The 19,008-nt window shown below is 54.5% G+C and carries 18 protein-coding genes and 1 tRNA gene; 9 read left to right on the top strand and 10 right to left on the bottom strand.

Features of this window, described 5'->3' with window-relative positions; all coding sequences use genetic code 11:
- Positions 1-164 precede the first annotated feature (164 nt).
- The 5 genes from AC6I8B_RS13260 to AC6I8B_RS13240 all read left to right on the top strand — a co-directional run bounded on the left by AC6I8B_RS13260 (position 165) and on the right by AC6I8B_RS13240 (position 2,591).
- Positions 165-1,088 carry a hypothetical protein gene (locus AC6I8B_RS13260; protein WP_497817465.1) on the top strand — a complete coding sequence of 308 codons (924 nt, stop codon included), beginning with the start codon at positions 165-167 and terminating at the stop codon, positions 1,086-1,088.
- 112 nt (positions 1,089-1,200) lie between these two features.
- Entirely contained in the window at positions 1,201-1,407 is a 207-nt protein-coding gene (locus AC6I8B_RS13255) for a recombinase family protein (RefSeq protein WP_181162197.1), read from the top strand.
- A gap of 38 nt (positions 1,408-1,445) precedes the next feature.
- Positions 1,446-1,622 (top strand): hypothetical protein, encoded by a 177-nt coding sequence (locus AC6I8B_RS13250; protein ID WP_497817464.1) that lies wholly within the window; start codon positions 1,446-1,448, stop codon positions 1,620-1,622.
- Between the two features lie 13 nt (positions 1,623-1,635).
- Complete coding sequence (locus AC6I8B_RS13245; RefSeq protein WP_497817463.1) at positions 1,636-2,055, top strand: hypothetical protein; 420 nt, start codon at positions 1,636-1,638, stop codon at positions 2,053-2,055.
- A gap of 164 nt (positions 2,056-2,219) precedes the next feature.
- A complete protein-coding gene (locus AC6I8B_RS13240; RefSeq protein ID WP_497817462.1) occupies positions 2,220-2,591 on the top strand; it encodes a hypothetical protein in 372 nt (123 codons plus the stop codon).
- A gap of 679 nt (positions 2,592-3,270) precedes the next feature.
- Here the strand turns inward: AC6I8B_RS13240 and AC6I8B_RS13235 are convergent.
- The 3 genes from AC6I8B_RS13235 to AC6I8B_RS13225 form a co-directional block, all read right to left on the bottom strand.
- Positions 3,271-3,347, bottom strand: a tRNA-Pro gene (locus AC6I8B_RS13235).
- Positions 3,348-3,420: 73 nt separating this feature from the next.
- Positions 3,421-5,175 carry an LPS biosynthesis-modulating metalloenzyme YejM gene (yejM, locus tag AC6I8B_RS13230; RefSeq protein ID WP_497817461.1) on the bottom strand — a complete coding sequence of 585 codons (1,755 nt, stop codon included), beginning with the start codon at positions 5,173-5,175 and terminating at the stop codon, positions 3,421-3,423.
- A gap of 22 nt (positions 5,176-5,197) precedes the next feature.
- Positions 5,198-5,425 carry a YejL family protein gene (locus tag AC6I8B_RS13225; protein WP_010248348.1) on the bottom strand — a complete coding sequence of 76 codons (228 nt, stop codon included), beginning with the start codon at positions 5,423-5,425 and terminating at the stop codon, positions 5,198-5,200.
- Positions 5,426-5,583: 158 nt separating this feature from the next.
- On the opposite strand from AC6I8B_RS13225, the gene yejK reads away from it, so the two are divergent.
- A complete protein-coding gene (gene yejK, locus AC6I8B_RS13220; RefSeq protein WP_010248346.1) occupies positions 5,584-6,588 on the top strand; it encodes a nucleoid-associated protein YejK in 1,005 nt (334 codons plus the stop codon).
- A 118-nt stretch (positions 6,589-6,706) separates the two neighbouring features.
- Here yejK and rplY read toward each other — a convergent pair whose 3' ends face one another.
- Positions 6,707-6,991: a 50S ribosomal protein L25 gene (gene rplY / locus AC6I8B_RS13215; protein WP_003854168.1), complete on the bottom strand. Its 285-nt coding sequence runs from the start codon at positions 6,989-6,991 to the stop codon at positions 6,707-6,709.
- 176 nt (positions 6,992-7,167) lie between these two features.
- Positions 7,168-8,922, bottom strand: coding sequence for a DNA repair helicase RadD (radD, locus tag AC6I8B_RS13210; RefSeq protein ID WP_010248344.1), 1,755 nt, complete (start codon positions 8,920-8,922; stop codon positions 7,168-7,170).
- 155 nt (positions 8,923-9,077) lie between these two features.
- On the opposite strand from radD, the gene rsuA reads away from it, so the two are divergent.
- From rsuA to AC6I8B_RS13195, 3 genes are all read left to right on the top strand, one after another.
- Positions 9,078-9,797, top strand: coding sequence for a 16S rRNA pseudouridine(516) synthase RsuA (rsuA, locus tag AC6I8B_RS13205; RefSeq protein ID WP_010248342.1), 720 nt, complete (start codon positions 9,078-9,080; stop codon positions 9,795-9,797).
- 49 nt (positions 9,798-9,846) lie between these two features.
- On the top strand, positions 9,847-11,043 hold the full coding sequence (locus AC6I8B_RS13200; RefSeq protein WP_010248339.1) for a Bcr/CflA family multidrug efflux MFS transporter: 1,197 nt from the start codon (positions 9,847-9,849) through the stop codon (positions 11,041-11,043).
- Between the two features lie 294 nt (positions 11,044-11,337).
- Positions 11,338-11,658, top strand: a complete 321-nt coding sequence (locus tag AC6I8B_RS13195; RefSeq protein ID WP_010248336.1) for a YejG family protein — start codon at positions 11,338-11,340, stop codon at positions 11,656-11,658.
- Here the strand turns inward: AC6I8B_RS13195 and yejF are convergent.
- From yejF to pdeN, 5 genes are read right to left on the bottom strand one after another with little or no spacing between them, the layout of a single operon-like run.
- The gene (gene yejF, locus AC6I8B_RS13190) at positions 11,645-13,249 is read right to left on the bottom strand and encodes a microcin C ABC transporter ATP-binding protein YejF (RefSeq protein ID WP_346528152.1); all 1,605 of its coding nucleotides are present in this window, start codon (positions 13,247-13,249) and stop codon (positions 11,645-11,647) included. The genes AC6I8B_RS13195 and yejF overlap by 14 nt on opposite strands.
- A complete protein-coding gene (locus AC6I8B_RS13185; RefSeq protein ID WP_022625052.1) occupies positions 13,250-14,272 on the bottom strand; it encodes an ABC transporter permease in 1,023 nt (340 codons plus the stop codon). It lies immediately after the preceding gene.
- Positions 14,269-15,363: a microcin C ABC transporter permease YejB gene (locus tag AC6I8B_RS13180; protein ID WP_010248326.1), complete on the bottom strand. Its 1,095-nt coding sequence runs from the start codon at positions 15,361-15,363 to the stop codon at positions 14,269-14,271. Before AC6I8B_RS13180 ends, AC6I8B_RS13185 begins: the two co-directional genes overlap by 4 nt.
- A gap of 11 nt (positions 15,364-15,374) precedes the next feature.
- Complete coding sequence (locus AC6I8B_RS13175) at positions 15,375-17,183, bottom strand: extracellular solute-binding protein (RefSeq protein ID WP_497817460.1); 1,809 nt, start codon at positions 17,181-17,183, stop codon at positions 15,375-15,377.
- A gap of 43 nt (positions 17,184-17,226) precedes the next feature.
- Positions 17,227-18,789, bottom strand: coding sequence for a cyclic di-3',5'-guanosine monophosphate phosphodiesterase PdeN (gene pdeN, locus AC6I8B_RS13170; RefSeq protein ID WP_497817459.1), 1,563 nt, complete (start codon positions 18,787-18,789; stop codon positions 17,227-17,229).
- Positions 18,790-19,008: the final 219 nt, after the last annotated feature.

Genomic DNA, 19,008 nt, shown 5'->3' with positions numbered 1-19,008 from the left:
AGCTGAACTGAGTTTCCAGCGTAACGCCGTAGGCATTCTGTTGACCTTCCCCACATGGGCAGGCTACGAAGTAAATGCCCATGACAGCTAGTAGATTGGATGATTACTGATTCCCTTAATAACTACCTCCAAAATAAACTACCCTTTCAAGGATAACAATAATAATGAAAATTGAATGGATTAAAGTAGATGGCATGATGGTTGCCATTGATAAAACAACAGGTGAGATTCTGGATGAATCACTAACCCCTCTCCCTGCTGACTATGATGTAAGCAAGGCTGTGATTGATGTTATTGAAGATATGTTTGGAGACTCTGTAATAACTACCTCGCTATTAGATAAGCCTAAGGCCGGGCCTAAGCCTAAGCAGGTTTCTAATCCGTATGCTTCTTTCTTCTCTAACGTTCAATACAGAGAAGATACGGGAAGTAGCAACATGATTGATACGCTGGATGATTTGGTTTATTCAGCAAGCACAGCCAGTACAGGTAATACCCGCATTCCCGTTAAGCAGCTTGTGCATGTAATGCGTGCTGAGGATCTTTCAACGAAAGGGGTACAGGAAACGCTAGGTAAGCGGCGAATCATCAAAGGTGAGAAAGCCCCCGGTAAGCGCTATTGCCAGCAAATTCTTGAGGCCGCTGAACACCTGATTAAACGCATTGATATGCATCAGGAGCGTGGCACTCTCAACCTGAATGATTCTTCAGCCTTTCAGTTTAATGCTGACAGCGTAGCGTATGAACGCTCTCAGGGAGTGGTTAATGCAATGCTCTGTCCTGTTGAGTTTACAGAGGGAGACAAGCGAACTATCCGGGCTTTAGCAAGGGCCGGTAATATTGAGGCTATCAATGATTACCTCCAGCGTGTAACAGAACAATCAGGGCGTATGATGCAACGCATCTTAGGCAAGCCATTAAGCGAAGATTCTAAACAGGCTTATGACCAACTGGACGCTGAGTTTCCTTATGAGCCATACGAAGATGACAATGGCTATGTGATGCGCAGAAAGAAACTAACCTCCCCGATTACTAAGGAACCTTCATCTGTTAGTTGGATGTTTGAAGTTGAAAGACAGATGGAATAAAGAACAGTATTGAAAACTCTCCCGCTATGGATGGCGTTGCTTATCCTCTCATTTGCATTGAAAGCCATTATCTTAATTCTCCATTTATAATAATAACAATATAGGAATGTATATGTACGAAGAAATCCGTAAGAATAAAACAGCCATCTTTGATGAGAAGGTGAAGCCAGTATTTGAAGAGCTAATTCAATATGGCTATGGCTACACAGCGTTAGCTAATGCATTAAATACTCGTGGAGTGTTAAGCCGCTGGGGCACTCAGTGGACTATTGATTCTGTGAAGAAGACGCTGAAGCGTTTAGAAATGAAAACTCTATAAGTATTACGCCCATAAAAATAATAATAAAGAGGCATGGCATGGCTAAATATACTAAAGCAGCCCGTGAAGCGTTTAACGCTGAACGTGCAAGACACGCAGCATACTGGACAGAACATTTAGATGATTCTTTCCGTAATGCATTTACATGGACAGAGCACATTCTTAATCAGAAATATCGCCGCACTCCTTCCCCTGCAAATATTAAAAAACCATAAAAGGAAAAGTATAATGACTTATGAATTATTCCCAACTTCTCCGGCTCCTTCTGAACACCCAGCTACAGACGCTCAGGGGTATGACATTGAGGGCATCATGCATCAGTTGATGCAAGAGACAGGCTGTAGTGCTGATGAAGCTGGGGCTGCTGTAATGCGCCAGATTGAGGCTAAGAAAAAGGCTACCACTCTCCCGGATGTTTCTTATTCGAAGCTAAAGACTGAGGCAGAGCGTTCAGCATATATGAAAACCCTACGTGAAAGCACGATGGCCCAATCAATGGACAAGCGCACTCGTGAAATGTACGTATCAGAGCAAGCTGTAGCTGAAGCACAGGAAGCATTTAAGCAACGCATGAAGCAACGCTCTGTAGCTCAAGGCCCGATGCGCAGCACTCAGGCTGCTATTGAATTCTTCCGTAACCAGAAATAATCAAAGGGGGGAGCATGAACAGGAATTTTAATCTGGCTTCTCGCCAAAGGAGATACAACAGCTCTCATTCTGACAGTAAGCAGAAGCGGGCAGACAGCTTACAGCCCCCTCCTTATTTCTCTACGCAGAACGGATTCTGTAAGTTTTCATACAGAGGCGTAGTAGTGAAGAGAGCACAGGGAGCCTACCAGATAGGGCGCAGGATAGTTATCTCTGGCTTTCCTGTTGCCTCAGTTGAAGGGATTTGGACAGATCCCGCTATGCTAAAGCTGGCTATTGATTTAGGGCTTGAGCTGGCTTGCCCTGAGAGACGTAAGGCTGTCATGGAGCAATACCGTAACTGGAAATGTCCTTCATGCGGCTCAGTAGCATTGGTGGATTCAAAGGGTATCCACGTTAAATGGGACTATGTAGTGGATAGCTGGGGGAAGGAGGAGAGGATAGATACAGGAATCAAACTACTAACGTGCAACTATTGCTCTGAGGAAGTCGATTCTTCTGACATCCCCTATATCTCGTCTGATGTGTTCCTTTGAGACAGCTATTTTTCTTAGAAAAAAATTAGTGGCATTACACCCCCTACGCATTTCCTCCCCACTATCCTCATGTAGCCCCAATACTTCCATGTTTTCCCCTCATTAAACGGGCAGTGATGCCTTGCCTATTGGATGCCCCCTTACCGGGGCCTCTGCTTTCCCCTATGTATATCCCCATATCCATCCCCCCGAAACACCATAATTTTTGCTAGAAATTTAAGAGGTGCAGTTCGTATAGTAGCAACCCCCCGGTAGCCCCCTTTATACCCCCCAGAGCGTAACTTTCCTGAAAAATAGCCAGCTTCCTTTCTTCCCCTCATACAGAGAATTTCTTTCCTGCCTGTTGATGATATGTGTCTTAGATAGACAGGGGTAGGGACATAACAATCAATCAGTTATCCCGATGCGTTCACAATGCGTCATGTGTATTGCGTAATAGCGTGCATGGAATGCGTCAAAAAGAGAGGCACGTAGCGCAGCCTGGGAGCAGCGAAGCGAAAGCAACGTCAGTTGCTGGAGCGTAGGAATAGAGCACAGCGATATTCCCTACTGTCATGGGAAGGAAAAGGGGCAAGAAGAAGGGGAGAGTGTTCACAAAGGGGGATTGCACATGTGCAGAAAAGCCCATAAAGTAAAAGGGCTAACCTTTCGATTAACCCTTTGACCTATTAGAGTAATTTGGTCGGCACGAGAGGATTTGAACCTCCGACCCCGGACACCCCATGACCGTGCGCTACCAGGCTGCGCTACGTGCCGAACACTGGAGGATTAGTCTACTGGTTATCACCATTAATGCAAGATACCTGCAGACTATTTGCCTGATTATTAATCAGTTAGCGATAAACCGCTTCTCTTCAGTTAATACCTGCAACAGCAGCGCCAGTTCTGGCTTGTGATCTTTCAGGGCGTTGCCCTGCGCATCATAAGCGCGATAGCTGCCGTTATTGTTGAGTACCAGCGTCACCTGCGGCGTGGTAATCACCAGCTTATTCTCTTCGCTGCTGACGACCCAGTCATGGCGACGGCGCGCAGCAAACAGATCTTCACCCTGAGAGAAGTTCACCGGATTGGTCCGCACATGCAGCAGTCGCTGCATCAGCGTCGACATCACATCCTGATGATCAGAAAGGCGATCAACGGTCTGCGCGGGCGTATCAGGCCAGTGAATCACTAACGGCACCTGCAGAGTCTGGCGGTTTCCAGCGCTGTCAGGATTGCCATCCAGTGCCAGTCCACGCTGCGCCGTAATCACCACCACCGTGTTCTTCAGTAAATCACGCGCCTGCAGGCTGCTGAGCACCGCGTGGATCTGCTCATCAACGGCAGGAGCCTGGCGCAGATAGCTGCGCTGACGCGCTTTTGCACTGTCGCCGGTGACGTCCGGGCCGTTCAGGGCAATCCATGAGAACCACGGCGCCTGTGAACCGTTCTGTTTCTCCAGCCAGTTCTGCCATTGCGCCACAGTACTGGCGTTGGGCTGGCTGGTCGTTGCAGGCAGTGAATAATCAGTCAGCAACGCCTGCCGGTAGAGCGGCGGATTAAAACCTTCTGAGGAGAAGAGGCCAAACTGGTAACCCTGGGTGCTAAGCGCGCCCAGCAGCGCCGACGGCGTTCGGGATGCCAGAATACCGTTCATGTAGCTGGATGAGATCCCATAGAACAGGCCAAACAACCCTTTCTCTGGCGTATCACCCGCGCTGTAGTGCTGGGTAAAACGCACGTTCTCGCTGGCGAACTGATTAAGCTCCGGCAGCGCTTTGGCCAGCGTGGCGTTGTTCAGACCATCGACCGTCAGCACCAGCAGGTTGTTGCGTGTGCCGGCATCACGGAAAGTAATCTCGCTCAGCGGATATTCCACCGCCACTGCTTCCGGGTCGCCCTGCTGAATTAGCCGACGCTGATACTCCTGCGCATCCAGCAGACCATGACGCTCAAGGAAGCGGCGGGCGGTCATCGGGTAGGAGAGCGGCAGGTTGGCACGCTGCATCGTAATCGGACGATAAAAATTCGCATCGGCCCAGATATACATCAGGTGGCTGGCAAAGAAGGCGCTGATAAACAGGGCGGCGACAGGCTTACCAAACGAACGGCGATTCAGACTGCGAAGCTTCTGCCAGCTCCAGGTCGCAAACAGCATCTCAACCAGGAAAATCAGCGGCACGCTGATAAACATCAGCTGCCAGTCGCGCGCCATCTCGCTCTGATCAGGGTTAATGACCAGCTCCCACACCACCGGATTCAGGTGCAGGTGGAAGCGGCTGAACACTGCACTGTCGACCATCACCAGCGTCAGCCCGGCGGTAGCGACCACCGCGGACAACACCCGCATCAGCCGTTGCGACATCACCACAAAGGTCAGCGGGAAGATAATCAGCAGATAGGCGGCAAAAACAACAAAACTGAAATGGCCAACCCAGCTGGTATAGGCGTAGATGCGCCCCGCCAGCGAAGAAGGCCAGTCGGCGACCAACAGGTAGCGACTGCCTAAAATCAGCGCGAATAAGATGTTAAACAGAGCAAACCAGTGACCCCAACTGATCATCTGGTAAACTTTTTCGCGGTAGCGCTGCCGGTTGGTTACCATATTATGAAGTCAAATCAGCCAATTAATGGGCGTTATCGTCACGCACAGACGCCTGAAGGGCATCGGCGAAAGATCGTGCCAGTGAACGACGTTGCGCCGGAGCGACATCGCTGTTAATTAAGTTGGTCACCATATTTCCCAGAACCATCAGGGAGAGATCGGTGGGGGCCTTGTCCTTGTGCAGGATTTGGGCCATTTCCGCGAGGAGTTGTTCCACGCGTTCGTCACTGTAACGGGATGATTGTGCCATATCGTCGTCTAAGCTCATTTCAAAAGGCGATATATTACCGGAACAGCGCACTTTTTACCGCAATTTTATCGAAAGCAGCGCGTTCGCTATACGCATGGAGTTGAAAGCCGATGCTGGCGGTGTTTGAATACGCGCCTGTGCTAAAAGGAGAGTCTACCATGAGTCTGGATATCGACCAGATTGCCCTGCATCAGTTAATTAAACGCGATGAAAACCAGCTTGAACTGGCGCTGCGCGATTCGCTGCTGCCTGCCACCAACACGGTCAACGCGATGGTGGAGGAGTTACACCGGGTTTATAGCGCAAAAAGCAAAGCCTATGGCCTGTTCAATGCAGAGAGTGAACTGGCAGAAGCGCTGCGTAATTGTCGTAAGGGCAACGATGATTTTCTCGCTTTTAGCCGTGCCGCGACCGGTCGTCTGCGCGATGAGCTTGCAAAATACCCCTTCGCTGAAGGCGGCGTGGTGCTGTTTATTCACTACCGCTATCTGGCGGTGGAATACCTGCTGATTGCGGTGCTGAACAGCCAGTCCAGCATGCGCGTCAACGAGCAGATGGATATCAGCAGCACCCACTATCTTGACATCAATCATGCCGACATCGTGGCACGCATCGATTTAACTGAGTGGGAAACTAACCCGGAATCGACCCGTTATCTGACTTTCCTGCGTGGCCGCGTCGGACGTAAAGTGGCTGACTTCTTTATGGACTTCCTGGGTGCCGAAGTGGGATTAGATACCAAGGCGCAGAACCGCGGTCTGTTGCAGGCGGTAGATGACTACTGCAACGAATCGGAACTGGATAAGCAGGAGCGGCAGAACTATCGCCAGCAGGTCTACAGCTACTGCAACGAGCAGCTGCAGGCGGGCGAGGAGATTGCGCTGGAAGAGTTGTCGAGCGAACTGCCACCACTGGGTGAAAAAACGTTCCAGGCCTTTACCCAGGAGCAGGGGTATGAGCTGGAAGAGAGCTTCCCGGCGGATCGCAGTACTCTGCGCCAGCTGACGAAATTTGCCGGAAGCGGCGGGGGCCTGACCCTGAACTTCGATGCGATGTTGCTGGGCGAACGCATTTTCTGGGATCCGGCAACGGACACCCTGACGATTAAGGGCACACCACCCAATCTTCGCGATCAGCTGCAGCGCCGTACCAGCAGCAAATAAAAAAGCCGGGCTTAGCCCGGCTTTCATTCCCTGCGCGCGGCGATCATTTCACCGGGCAGCGCCAAAAGAAAAGGGCCGGTTTCGCAACCGGCCCTTCTGCTTTCAACGAAGTTCGCGATTAAGCGCGAACGAAGTCGATGTGGAACAGTTTTGGCTTGAACGGGTGACGCTGAACAGCCTGAACTTTCACTTTAGTTTCTTTACCGTCAACTGACAGGGTCAGCACTTCGTCGTAGAAACCTGGCTTAGATTGCAGGTTCATTACGGAGTCGTGATCCAGGTCGATGGCAACAGCCGCTTCAGAACCACCGTAGATGATGGCCGGGAAACGGTTTGCTGTACGCAGGCGGCGGCTCGCACCCTTACCCTGCTCTTTACGTTCTACTGCATTGATAGTGAGCATTAATATATCTCTTTATTTAATTCCTGCTACAGGCGACCCAGTAACAGGCTGGTTATTCAATACCGCTGATGCACATGCAAAAGCGGGCGGCAGTATAGCCGTTATGCTGGATGGTAGCAAACGATATACCCGCCAGCCGGGTTCGGCATCCGGTTAGCCGGACCCGATAGCGCTCATTAGCGCAGCTCATTGGCACGGCGATAGCGACCCTGATAATCGAACATTTTTTCGCGGATCTGCCAGAACTGACCTTTGGCCCGCGCCACCACAAAGTCGGGATGACGCAGCAGCGGCTGCAGCGCCAGCACGTCAGCGGCGCTTTGCCAGCCCAGCGGCACGCCGGGCGCGCGCTGATGCGGGCGCATAAAGAGCTGTTCAAACGCTTTGCGCTGGGCCGGTGTCTGCAGACGAAACCGTTCGCTGACGCTGGTGCCTTCCTCGTCATAATAGGTCGCCTTGAGCCATTCACCTTTGGCGTCACGGCCCTGTTCCAGCGTCATGCCACCACAGCGCAGCACCAGCGCATCTTTAAGCTTCAGCGCCGCTTTGAGCATATCGTCAGGATCGACCAATATTTTGTCGCACTGGTGACAGCGCCGGGCGGCAATATCATTCTCTGCGCCACAGTCGGGGCAGCTTTTAAAGCGGAAGCGGAAGTCACACTGTTCGCGCTCGCCCTCATCATCTTCCAGCACGCCCTGACAGCGTCGGCCAAAATGTTCGATAACCATGCCATCTTCGGTCGCCTTGCCCCAGAAGGTGTTGGCGAAACCGCAGGCGGGACAAAAAACCTGTACCGGCTGATTGTCGCTGGCCCCCTTGGGCGCGCCGACCTCGGGCGTAAAAAGATCGTGCGGATTACCGGCATAATCGAGAATCAGACAGTCGGTTTTACCGGGCGAGAGCCGCAGGCCGCGTCCGACGATTTGCTGATAGAGGCTGACCGACTCGGTCGGGCGCAGAATCGCAATCAGATCAACGTGCGGAGCATCAAACCCGGTAGTCAGCACCGCCACGTTAACCAGGAATTTCAGCTGCTGCGCCTTAAAGGCCAGAATCAGAGCATCGCGCTCTCTGGCAGGCGTTTCGGCTGACACCAGCGCGCTGTTAGCGGGCAGCAGCCGCAAAATTTCATGCGCATGCTCCACCGTTGAAGCAAAAATCATCACCCCCAGCCGATCTTCAGCGAACTCCACGATCTGACGGATAATATGGGGCGTCACGCGCTGCTGCTGTTTCAGTTCACGATTAAGATCGGCTTCGCTGAACAAGCCGCTGCTTTGTGCCGTCAGGCGGCTGAAGTCATACTGCACCACCGGCATATCCAGTCGCTCCGGCGGCACCAGAAACTGATGTTTGATCATGTAGCGCAGCGGCAGTTCATAGATACAGTCGCGAAACAGCGATTTTTCGTCGCCACGCACCATGCCGTGATAGTGGAACTGATAAATCCAGCCCTTACCCAGCCGGAAAGGCGTGGCGGTCAGGCCCAGTAAACGCAGTTGCGGATTATGCTGACGCAGATGATTGAAGATCTGCTGATACTGACTCTCTTTATCATCACCGATACGGTGGCACTCATCGACAATCACCAGTGAAAAGGCGCTGTCGAACTGGTCGAGGTTACGCGCCACTGACTGCACGCTGCCAAACACCACTTTGCGCTGACTCTCTTTACGCTGAAGTCCGGCGGCAAAGATATCCGCCTCCAGCCCGTAAGCCTGATATTTACTGTGGTTCTGCGCTACCAGCTCTTTGACGTGCGCCAGCACCAGCACCCGGCCACGCGCCAGCCGTGCCAGCTCGGCAATGACCAGGCTCTTTCCGGCACCGGTCGGCAGCACAATGACTGCAGGCTGTTGATGACGACGGAAATGCGCCACGGTGGCATTCACCGCATCCTGTTGATAGGGGCGTAAGGTAAAAGACATGATGCTCACTTTTGCAAAACTGGGGGTAATTATGCCATGAAAGTGCGGTAAACGCGCTGTCAGGCTGGCGCGGATCACGTTATACTTCCCGCACATTTTCAACGGTTAACCAGGCCGTTTCAGATTCCCTCCGCAGTAACAGGCAAAACGAATTCATGCGACTCGACAAATTCATCTCTCAGCAACTGGAAATCAGCCGCGCCATCGCCCATCGCGAGATCCGTGGCCAGCGTGTCACCGTTAACGGGGAAATCGTACGCGATACCGCGTTTAAACTGCTGCCCGACCACGAAGTCGTCTATGACGGCAACGTACTGCAGATGCAGACCGGTCCACGCTACTTTATGCTGAACAAACCGCAGGGTTACGTCTGCTCAACCGACGATCCCGATCATCCCACCATCATCTATTTCATTGAAGAACCGATGTCATTCAAACTGCACGCGGCGGGGCGTCTTGATATCGACACCACCGGACTGGTGCTGCTGACAGATGATGGCCAGTGGTCACACCGTATTACCTCGCCACGTCATCACTGCGAGAAAACCTACCGTGTGACCCTGGAATCGCCGGTCAGTGACGATACCGCCGCACAGTTTACGGCGGGCGTGCAGCTGCACAATGAGAAGAGCCTGACTAAACCGGCACAGCTGGAGGTGATCACCCCGACAGACGTCCGGCTGACACTGAGCGAAGGTCGTTATCATCAGGTAAAACGGATGTTTGCGGCAGTCGGCAATCGGGTCCTTGAGCTGCATCGCGAGCGCATCGGTGACATCGTACTGGACGCCGATCTGGAACCGGGCGAATATCGTGCGCTGACCGAAGAAGAGATCGCCAGCATCGGTCTGCCGAAAGAGCTGCAGACAAAATAACCGGACGGGCCCGGCGGCCCGCATTACGACCATAAGGGCAGGAGAGGGTGTGCGTAAGGAAAAGAATTCGCCAACAGGACTGGTGGTCATCCTCGGTCTGTTAGCCATGCTGATGCCGTTGTCGATCGACATGTATCTGCCCGCCATGCCGCAGATTGCACGTGAGTTCGGCGTTTCAGCCGGTAGCGTGCAGATGTCGCTCAACCTCTACATTCTTGGCTTCGCGATTGGGCAGCTGATCTATGGGCCGCTGGCAGACAGCTATGGGCGTAAGCCGGTGATTGCGCTCGGCACCCTGATCTTTGCCTGCGCCGCCGCGGCCTGTGCGCTGTCGCAAACCATCGATCAGCTGATTACGATGCGCTTTCTGCATGGACTGTCGGCTGCCGCAGCCAGTGTGGTGATCAATGCGTTAATGCGTGACAGTTACTCGAAAGAGGACTTCTCCCGCATGATGTCCTTTGTGATGCTGATTACCACCATTGCGCCGCTGCTGGCGCCGATCATCGGCGGCTGGCTGCTGGTGCTCTGGAGCTGGCACGCCATCTTCTGGGCGCTCGCGGGCGCGGCATTAGTGACGACCGTGCTGGTGACCACGCAGATCCGTGAAACCCTGAAGCCGGAGCAGCGACAGCGGTTTCATCTGCGTACTACGCTGGGCAATTTCGTAACGCTGTTTCGCCACAAGCGCGCGTTCAGTTACATGCTGTCGAGCGGTTTTTCCTTTGCCGGGCTGTTTACCTTTCTCAATGCCGGTCCCTTTGTTTACATCGAACTGAACCACGTTTCACCGCAAAACTTTGGCTACTACTTTGGCCTCAATGTGGTGTTTCTGTTTGTCCTGACGCTGATTAACAGCCGCGCCGTGCGCCGCTTTGGCCCGGTGGCGATGTTCCGGATGGGACTGCTGATACAGTTCTGTATGGGGATCTGGCTGCTGCTGGTCAGCGCCTTCAGCCTCGGCTTTTTGCCGCTGGTGATGGGGATCGCGATGTTTATCGGTTGCGTGTCGATGGTCTCATCGAATGCGATGGCGGTGATTCTGGATGAGTTTCCGCATATGGCGGGTACGGCATCGTCCCTGGCGGGCACCCTGCGTTTTGGCGTCGGGGCATTTGTCGGCGCGCTGCTGTCGCTGGTGAGTTTCAACAGCGCCTGGCCAATGGTCGGCACGATTGCACTGTGCGCGACAATCTCTCTGCTGCTCTTTTTCTACGCTTCACGTCCCCGCACTGCGTCCCGGTAATCGGGCGCAGTGGTTTCCCTCTGCAATGACCTGCCGACTTGCACGCCTCCTGACTTTGTTTCGATATTGTGAAAATATTTAGTTAAAAAAGTAATCACAATGCAGCTAAAATGATTGTTAACGGCGTGTGAACGCGGTACATCTAGGCTGAAGTGCGATGTGAGTCGCAAAAAATGCGCTTCTGCAATCCACACGGACGGGCCATTAAACCCTGTCCGGACTCAGCGGTTATCAGGCCGCTTCCAGCTGGGCTGCTTTGTGTTGCGACATAAACTCATCCGGGGAGAGTAAACTATGCTGCAACTTTCGATTGTGCATCGTCTGCCACAGCATTTTCGCTGGGCCAGCGATCACCACAGTGCTATCGAATCCGATGACACCACGCTGGACGAGCAGGATTTCGTTGCGCTGCGATTGATCAGCCATGACGGCATTCCGGCGTGGGAGATCCTTCAGCAGCTAAAAGAGGTTCTGGCGGATATTCAGGTCGATTGTAAAGTGGCCGAGTGCGAAGGACAGCCCTGCCTGTTCATTCAGCGTCGTGACGAAAGCGCCACCAACTGCTGCCTGAAAAATCAGGGCGTAGCGATTGCCGAAACCTTTATCGCAGGTTGAGTTGTGCCGACTGCAGCAGCTCGCGGGTATACCCGGCCGCGGGTGAAGCAAACAACCTTTCACACTCTCCCTGTTCCACCACTTCTCCCTGACGCAGCACAATAAGCTGATGGCACAGGGCGCGCACCACATCCAGATCGTGACTGATAAACAGATAGCTGAGCTGCCGCTGCTGCTGTAAGCGGCGCAACAGCGTCAGAATCTGCTTCTGCACCGTGCGATCCAGCGATGAGGTCGGTTCATCCAGCACCAGCAACTCCGGTTCCAGAATCAGTGCACGCGCAATGGCAATACGCTGTCGCTGACCGCCCGAAAATTCGGCCGGATAACGGTGGCGACTTTCCGCTTCAAGCCCCACCTCCGCCATCACCGCGATGACCCGCTGCTCCTGTTGCGCACGGCTAAGTTCGGGCTGATGCACCGCCAGGCCTTCCGCAATGATCTGCTGCACTGTCATACGCGGATTCAGTGAAGAGTTGGGATCCTGGAACACCACCTGAATGCGCTGACGCAGCGGCAATAACTGACGACGTGACAGCTGATGCAGCGGCTGGCCGTCAAACCAGACTTCGCCGCGTGAGGCAATCAGCCGCAGCAGTGCCAGCCCGGTAGTGCTTTTACCTGATCCGGACTCACCCACCAGCCCCAGACTTTCGCCGCGCCGCAGGCTAAAGCTCAGCCCGGAGAGCACCTGTTTCTCACCGGTCTGCCGGCGGAACAGCCCGCGCCGCAGCGGAAAGCTGACCTGAAGATTATCGACCCGAAGAATGACCGGCGCGTCTGCGGGCAGCGGCAGCGCTTTTCCTTCCGGTTCGGCGGCCAGCAACTGCTGGCTGTAAGGGTGTTGCGGCTGATTCAGCAGGACCTGGCAGCGGTTCTGTTCGACGATGTGACCATTGCGCATCACGCTAACGTTATCCGCCAGCTGACGCACGATATTCAGGTTATGGGTGATAAACAGCATGCCCATATTCAGCTCCCGCTGCAGTTCACGAAGCAGCGTCAGGATCTGCGCCTGCACCGTCACATCCAGCGCGGTGGTTGGCTCATCGGCAATCAGCAGCTGAGGCTCGGTCAGCAATGCCATAGCGATCATCACCCGCTGACGTTCCCCACCCGAGAGCTGGTGGGGGAAATCATTGAGCCGGGTGGCGGGCTGCCGTATCCCGACCCGATCAAGCACGCTGAGAATTTCACCGCGTGCCGCCGGACGACGCAGCCCGCGATGCAGCGACAGTACTTCATACAGCTGCTTCTCCACGGTGTGCAGCGGATTAAGCGATACCATCGGCTCCTGAAAAATCATCGCGATCTGGTTGCCGCGAATCCCGCGCAGGCGCTGCTCACGTGCGCGCAGCAGATCTTCACCGTTAAACAGAATCTCCCCGCTGGGATAAGCCACCGCAGCCTCATGCAGCAGTCGCATCACCGACAGTGCCGTGACGCTCTTACCGGAACCCGACTCGCCCACCAGCGCCAGCGTTTCGCCCGCGTCAATGCGCAGTGAAACGTCATTCACCACCTGGCGAAGCGTCTCGCCCTGACGAAAGGCGACCGAGAGATGATTGATGGCAAGCAATGGCGTGTTCATTCAGGCTCCTTTGCCCGGATCAAAAGCGTCGCGTACCGCTTCGCCAATAAAAATCAGCAGCGAAAGCAGGATCGCCAGGGTGAAAAAGCCCGCCAGGCCTAACCAGGGTGCCTGCAGGTTATTTTTGCCCTGCAGCAGTAACTCGCCCAGCGAGGGCGAACCCAGCGGCAGGCCAAAGCCGAGAAAGTCGAGTGAGGTCAGCGTGGTAATCGATCCGCACAGAATAAACGGCAGAAAGGTCAGGGTGGCGACCATGGCATTTGGCAGCATGTGGCGCAGCATAATCCGGCCGTCGCTGACCCCCAGCGCCTGCGCCGCACGGATGTAATCAAAGTTTCGGGTACGCAGAAACTCGGCCCGGACCACGCTGACCAGGCTCATCCAGCCGAAAGCCACGGTGACCAGCAGCAGCCACCAGAAACCCGGCTGGATCACGCTGGAGAGGAGAATCAGCAGAAACAGCGCAGGCATGCCGGACCAGACTTCAATCAGCCGCTGCCCAATCAGGTCAATCCGGCCGCCGAAATAGCCCTGCACCGCGCCGACCACAATCCCGATGACGCTGGAGAAGAGCGTCAGCATCAGTCCGAACAGCAGAGAAATGCGCGTGCCATAGAGCAGGCGTGCCATCACGTCGCCGCCGTTAGCATCCGTGCCAAGCCAGTTCTGCGCAGAGGGCGGAGAGGGGAAGGGCACCTCGGTGGCAAAGTTGATAGTGCTGTCGCTGAAACGAATCGGTGCCCATATGGCCCAGCCATTCTGCTCAATGCGCTGCCGCAGCCAGGGATCCTGATAATCCGCCGCTGTCGCCAGTGCGCCGCCATAGTCGGTTTCGCTGTAGTCAAACAGCAGCGGCACTGTCCAGCGCTGCTGGTAATGCACCAGCAGTGGCTTGTCATTGGCAATCAGTTCGGCACCCATCGACAGCAGAAAGATGATCAGAAAGATCCACAGCGACCAGTAGCCGCGTCGGTTATGGCGAAAGCGCTGCCAGCGCTGTTGATTCAGCGGAGAGAGCCTCATGAGCGGCTCCCGAAATCGATGCGCGGATCGACCAGCGTATAGGTGAGATCACTGAGAATATTCATCAGCAAACCTATCAGCGTAAAAATATAGAGCGTGCCAAACATCACCGGATAGTCACGTTGCAGAGTCGCATCATAGCCGAGTAGTCCAAGCCCGTTGAGCGAGAACATGACCTCGATCAGCACTGAACTGGTAAAGAACATGCTGATAAAGGTGGCGGGGAAGCTGGCGATCACCAGCAGCATCGCATTGCGAAACACATGGTGATAGAGAATACGGCGCTCCGGCACCCCTTTGGCGCGCGCAGTCACCACATAGAGCTTGCGGATCTCATCCAGAAACGCGTTTTTCGTCAGCATGGTCAGCGTGGCGAAGCCGCCGATCACCGTCGCCAGCACCGGCAGGGCGATATGCCAGAAGTAGTCCAGCACTTTGCCATACCAGGGCAGTGTGTCGTGCTGCGCAGAGGTGAGGCCGCGCAGTGGAAACCAGTCCAGATAGCTGCCACCCGCAAACAGCACGATTAACATGATGCCAAACAGAAAAGCCGGGATGGAGTAGCCAATGATAATAAAAGCGCTGCTCCAGACATCAAAAGCGCTGCCATTGCGCACCGCTTTGCGGATGCCCAGCGGGATCGACACCAGGTAGATAATCAGTGTGCTCCATAATCCCAGACTGATCGAAACCGGCAGGCTCTCTTTGATCAGCCCGATCACCGAGGCACTGCGAAACAGGCTGTCGCCAAAATCCAGACGCAGGTAATTCCACAGCATCTCGCCGTAACGCTGCCAGAGAGGTTTATCGAAACCGTAACGCTGTTTAATCTCAGCAATGACTTCGGGATCCAGCCCGCGTGCGCCCCGGTACTGATTATCGGCAGGATTGAGATGACTGACGCTGGCGCGTGAACCGGCGCTGTCTGCACCACTGCCGGGCAGACCGGTTGTCTGACCAAACTGAATGTTAGCCAGCGCCTGATCGACCGGTCCCCCGGGCGCGATTTGCACGATAAAAAAATTAAGCGTGATGATCGCCCATAACGTCGGGATGATCAGCAGCAATCTGCGCAGAAAGTAAGCGGCCAACGGTGATCTCCTTAGCGTTTGCTGGCCGGCAGGCGTCCGGCTTTGTTTGTGTCGTACCACCAGTTTTCCAGTCCGACGCTGTAGGCTGGCTTGCCGGCAGGGTGAGAAAACTTATCCCAGTACGCCAACCGCTGCTCTGCGTTGTACCACATCGGGATCATATACGCATTCCACAGCAGCACCCGGTCCAGCGCCTGGGCCAGCGGCCGCAGCGCGGCGGGATCACCCTGATGCGCCACAATCTGTTTCACGAAATGATCGACTAAAGGCTCTTTGACCCGCGCGGTATTCCACGACGAGGCGATAAAGTCAGACTGCCACAGGATCTGCAGACTGGAGGTCGGGATCGGCATTGCCCCATAGACCGTGGCAATCATGTCATAGTCGCCTTCGCGCCAGCGCCGCAGATACTGTGAGTTGTCGATCTGCCGCAGGTTTAGCGTAATGCCAAGCCGGGAAAGATTGTGCTGGAATGGTAACGCCCAGTCGGTATTGGTGCCACCGCGCAGCAGGAGTTCTATGGTAAACGGCTGACCGGTTTTATCATTGACCAGACGGCGATTTTTTATCTGCCAGCCCGCCTGTTTCAGCAGGTCGGACGCTTTTAACAGGCTGGCGCGGTCATAGCCGCTGCCGTCGGTTTTATGTGGCTGATAAGGCTGGCTGAACAGCTCAGGTGGCAGTTGCGCGCGCCAGGGTTCAAGCAGGGCCTGCTGCTGTGCATCCGGCACGCCACTGGCCGCATACGCCGTGTTCTGGAAATAGCTGCTGGCGCGCTGCCAGGCACCGTAATAGAGCGCCTTGTTCATCCACTCGAAATCGAACATCAGTGACAGCGCCTGACGCACGCGGCGATCCTGGAACAGCGGTTTTTCATTGTTGAATGCCAGCCAGCGGGTATCGATAGCGGCATCGTTAGGCGTGGTCTCTTTAACGATGCTGCCATCGTCAAAATTGCGGCCACGATACTGAGTGGCCCATTTCTTTGCCGATGTCTCTTCACGCAGATCGTAAGCACCCGCCTTGAAGGCTTCAAATGCCACATTGTCATCCAGATAGTAGTCATAGCGCATTCGATCAAAATTAAAGCGTCCGCGATTGACCGGCAGATCAGCGGCCCAGTAATCTTTTACCCGGCTGAACTCAATAAACTGTCCCAGCTTCCAGCGAGTGATGCGATAGGGTCCGCTCGACAAGGGTGGCTCGCTTAACGGCTCATTAAACTTCTTATCGCGCCAGAACGACTCTGCGATAACCGGCAGCGTCAGTAAGCCAAGCAGCAGATCTTTATCCGGCTTCTGTGCCTCGATGCGTACAGTGAGATCGTTCAGCGCTTTAACGGTCACACCACGGTAGGCGACGCGAAATTGAGGCACGCCCTCGGTCATGAATTTCTGATAGGTGAACGCCACGTCGCGGGCGGTGATGGGTGTGCCATTCTGAAAACGGGCGCGGGGATTAAGGCGGATCTCAATCCATGTAAAATCGCTGGCGTAGCGCGCTGACTCGGCAATCAGCGGATAATAACTGCCAGGTTCATCGTCTGAGCTGGTGTAAAGCCCATCATAAAGCGTGCCGGTGTTAATGCCCGGATTACCGCGAGAAGCGTAGCGGTTGAAGTTGTCGTAAGTGCCCACTACCGCCATGGTGATGCTGCCGCCTTTGGGTGCGCGGGGATCGGCGTAGTCGTAATGGCTGAAGCCGGGCGGATATTTCGCTTCACCGGCCTGGGTGAACGCGTAGCTTTGCTGGACAGAGGCCGCCAGCAGCGGGGCGCTGAGCAGGCTGCACAGCAGCAGAAGTCCGGAACGAAGCAGCATGCACTCTCCTGTCAGATGTCTGGCGCGATTGGGCCAGGTAGTGTCAGGCGTTATGACGCCGGAAATAGTCTATCAGCGTTTCCGGCCGCAGCGGACGGCTAAAGATGTAACCCTGCAGATGGGTCACACCGCGGTTAATCAGCCAGGCAGCCTGCTCGCCGGTTTCTACCCCTTCGGCCACACTTTTCAGGTTCAGCTTCTTCGCCAGCTGCAGCACGGTATCGAGCACCGGCGAGGTCAGGCTATCCGTACCGATGCTCTGAACAAAACCGCGATCGATTTTCAGATAATCAAAGTCATAACGTTCCAGATAGATCAGCGCGCTGTGACCGGTACCGAAATCATCAATGGCGATATGGATCTGCTGCTGATGCAGCCAGTCAAACAGTTCTCCAACGTTTTCGTCGCGCACCATGGCTCGCTCGGTGATCTCAAACACGTAAGTAAAGTGGTCCGCAGGCATAGTATCAAGCCAGCGCAGCACATCCTGACGGAAACCGCTGTCAGCCAGATGCAGGGGCGAAATGTTGAGGCTGAGGCAGGCATGACGGGGAATGGTATGACACAGCAGGTGGGCATCACGGGAAACCAGCTGAAACAGATGTCGGGTCAGGGGAATAATCAGGTTCTGCGCCTCGGCATAGTGAATAAACACATCGGGCGGAATCGGGCCTTTCGTCGGGTGGGTCCAGCGCAGTAACGCTTCCATCCCATACGGCTGACCATCATGGGAGGTGACCAGCGGCTGATATTCGACGTGAAATTCACCGCGCTTCATGCCCCGAATCAGCTCTTTACCAGGGCGCTGATAAACCGACAACAGCAGCCAGCAAGCGCCTGAAACCAGCAGCGACAGTAGCAGGCCGCTCAGCAGGATATTCTGATAATCGCTGAACGCCAGAGTGGAACCGTACAACACAAACTGCAGCGGATAGCCTGTCAGCGCCTGCCGGTGCAGCGGCGTCGGCAGGTTTTTATTCTGCATGACGACGGATTGCCAGCTGGTTAAGGCACTGCGTTGTGCCACCAGTGCCATACCGGTGATTTCCGGATGCCCGGACGCCAGCAGCTGATAGGGTGCCAGGGTAATATTCAGCGTCGCGAAAACGCCTGACTGCAGGCTGCCGGGATTTTTGATCCACAACGCCAGCGCCGGTTTATTGGGCTGCAACGGCGTGCCCGGCATCAGCTGCAGATCGATATCTCGCGAAATATCACTCAGGGGCGCAATTACATTGAGCGGCAGATTAAAACTGCCGGTGGCCGAGGAGCAAAAGGCATTACCTTCTTTAACCAGCAGGATGGCACGAAGATTTCCGGCAAAGGCGGCGCGTGAGGTGAGTTCACGATTGATGGTATTGCAGGCAGTGTGGGTAAACGGAAGCAGGGGACTGAGAGTACTGTTAATCAGGCTGGAGAGCGTTTGCTGCAATGCCGTGCGGCTGCTCTCCAGCAGTTGCTGATGCTGTCGTTCGCGCTTCTGCCAGGTCTGGTGAAGCGAGAGTGCAGCAAATAACAGAAAGAATAAGCCGCCAGCCATCGCACTACTCCATGCGATACGGCGAGGATAGGTGGCATGGCGCCGTAGCGCCCCCGACAGTGGCATGAGGAGCTTCCCCTAATCAAATTATTATTATGTTATTGCGCACGACGGCTTCGGTTTAAGCGACCGAGAATATAACGAGACGGCGGGAAATGTCTTGCTATTAATCTGAGTCAGAATGCTTTTATCTTATATAACTGCTGGTAAAAATGATTAAAGGCGAAAAAAAACGCTGCATAAGCAGCGTTTCATGTTCTCTGGCTGAGAGAAGATCGAAAGTGG

Source organism: Pantoea sp. X-Soil-ISGK-285, assembly GCF_059730815.1.
Note: the sequence above shows the minus strand (reverse complement) of the source record. Positions and strands in the feature narration are given on the sequence as shown.

Coding starts and splice junctions, on each gene's coding strand:
- AC6I8B_RS13175 (WP_497817460.1), bottom strand. CDS start 17,183: ATGCTGCTTCGTTCCGGACTTCTGCTGCTGTGCAGCCTGCTCAGCGCC.
- AC6I8B_RS13225 (WP_010248348.1), bottom strand. CDS start 5,425: ATGGCACAATCATCCCGTTACAGTGACGAACGCGTGGAACAACTCCTC.
- AC6I8B_RS13245 (WP_497817463.1), top strand. CDS start 1,636: ATGACTTATGAATTATTCCCAACTTCTCCGGCTCCTTCTGAACACCCA.
- AC6I8B_RS13195 (WP_010248336.1), top strand. CDS start 11,338: ATGCTGCAACTTTCGATTGTGCATCGTCTGCCACAGCATTTTCGCTGG.
- yejF (WP_346528152.1), bottom strand. CDS start 13,249: ATGAACACGCCATTGCTTGCCATCAATCATCTCTCGGTCGCCTTTCGT.
- radD (WP_010248344.1), bottom strand. CDS start 8,922: ATGTCTTTTACCTTACGCCCCTATCAACAGGATGCGGTGAATGCCACC.
- AC6I8B_RS13255 (WP_181162197.1), top strand. CDS start 1,201: ATGTACGAAGAAATCCGTAAGAATAAAACAGCCATCTTTGATGAGAAG.
- rplY (WP_003854168.1), bottom strand. CDS start 6,991: ATGCTCACTATCAATGCAGTAGAACGTAAAGAGCAGGGTAAGGGTGCG.
- AC6I8B_RS13185 (WP_022625052.1), bottom strand. CDS start 14,272: ATGAGGCTCTCTCCGCTGAATCAACAGCGCTGGCAGCGCTTTCGCCAT.
- AC6I8B_RS13260 (WP_497817465.1), top strand. CDS start 165: ATGAAAATTGAATGGATTAAAGTAGATGGCATGATGGTTGCCATTGAT.
- pdeN (WP_497817459.1), bottom strand. CDS start 18,789: ATGCCACTGTCGGGGGCGCTACGGCGCCATGCCACCTATCCTCGCCGT.
- yejK (WP_010248346.1), top strand. CDS start 5,584: ATGAGTCTGGATATCGACCAGATTGCCCTGCATCAGTTAATTAAACGC.
- AC6I8B_RS13250 (WP_497817464.1), top strand. CDS start 1,446: ATGGCTAAATATACTAAAGCAGCCCGTGAAGCGTTTAACGCTGAACGT.
- yejM (WP_497817461.1), bottom strand. CDS start 5,175: ATGGTAACCAACCGGCAGCGCTACCGCGAAAAAGTTTACCAGATGATC.
- rsuA (WP_010248342.1), top strand. CDS start 9,078: ATGCGACTCGACAAATTCATCTCTCAGCAACTGGAAATCAGCCGCGCC.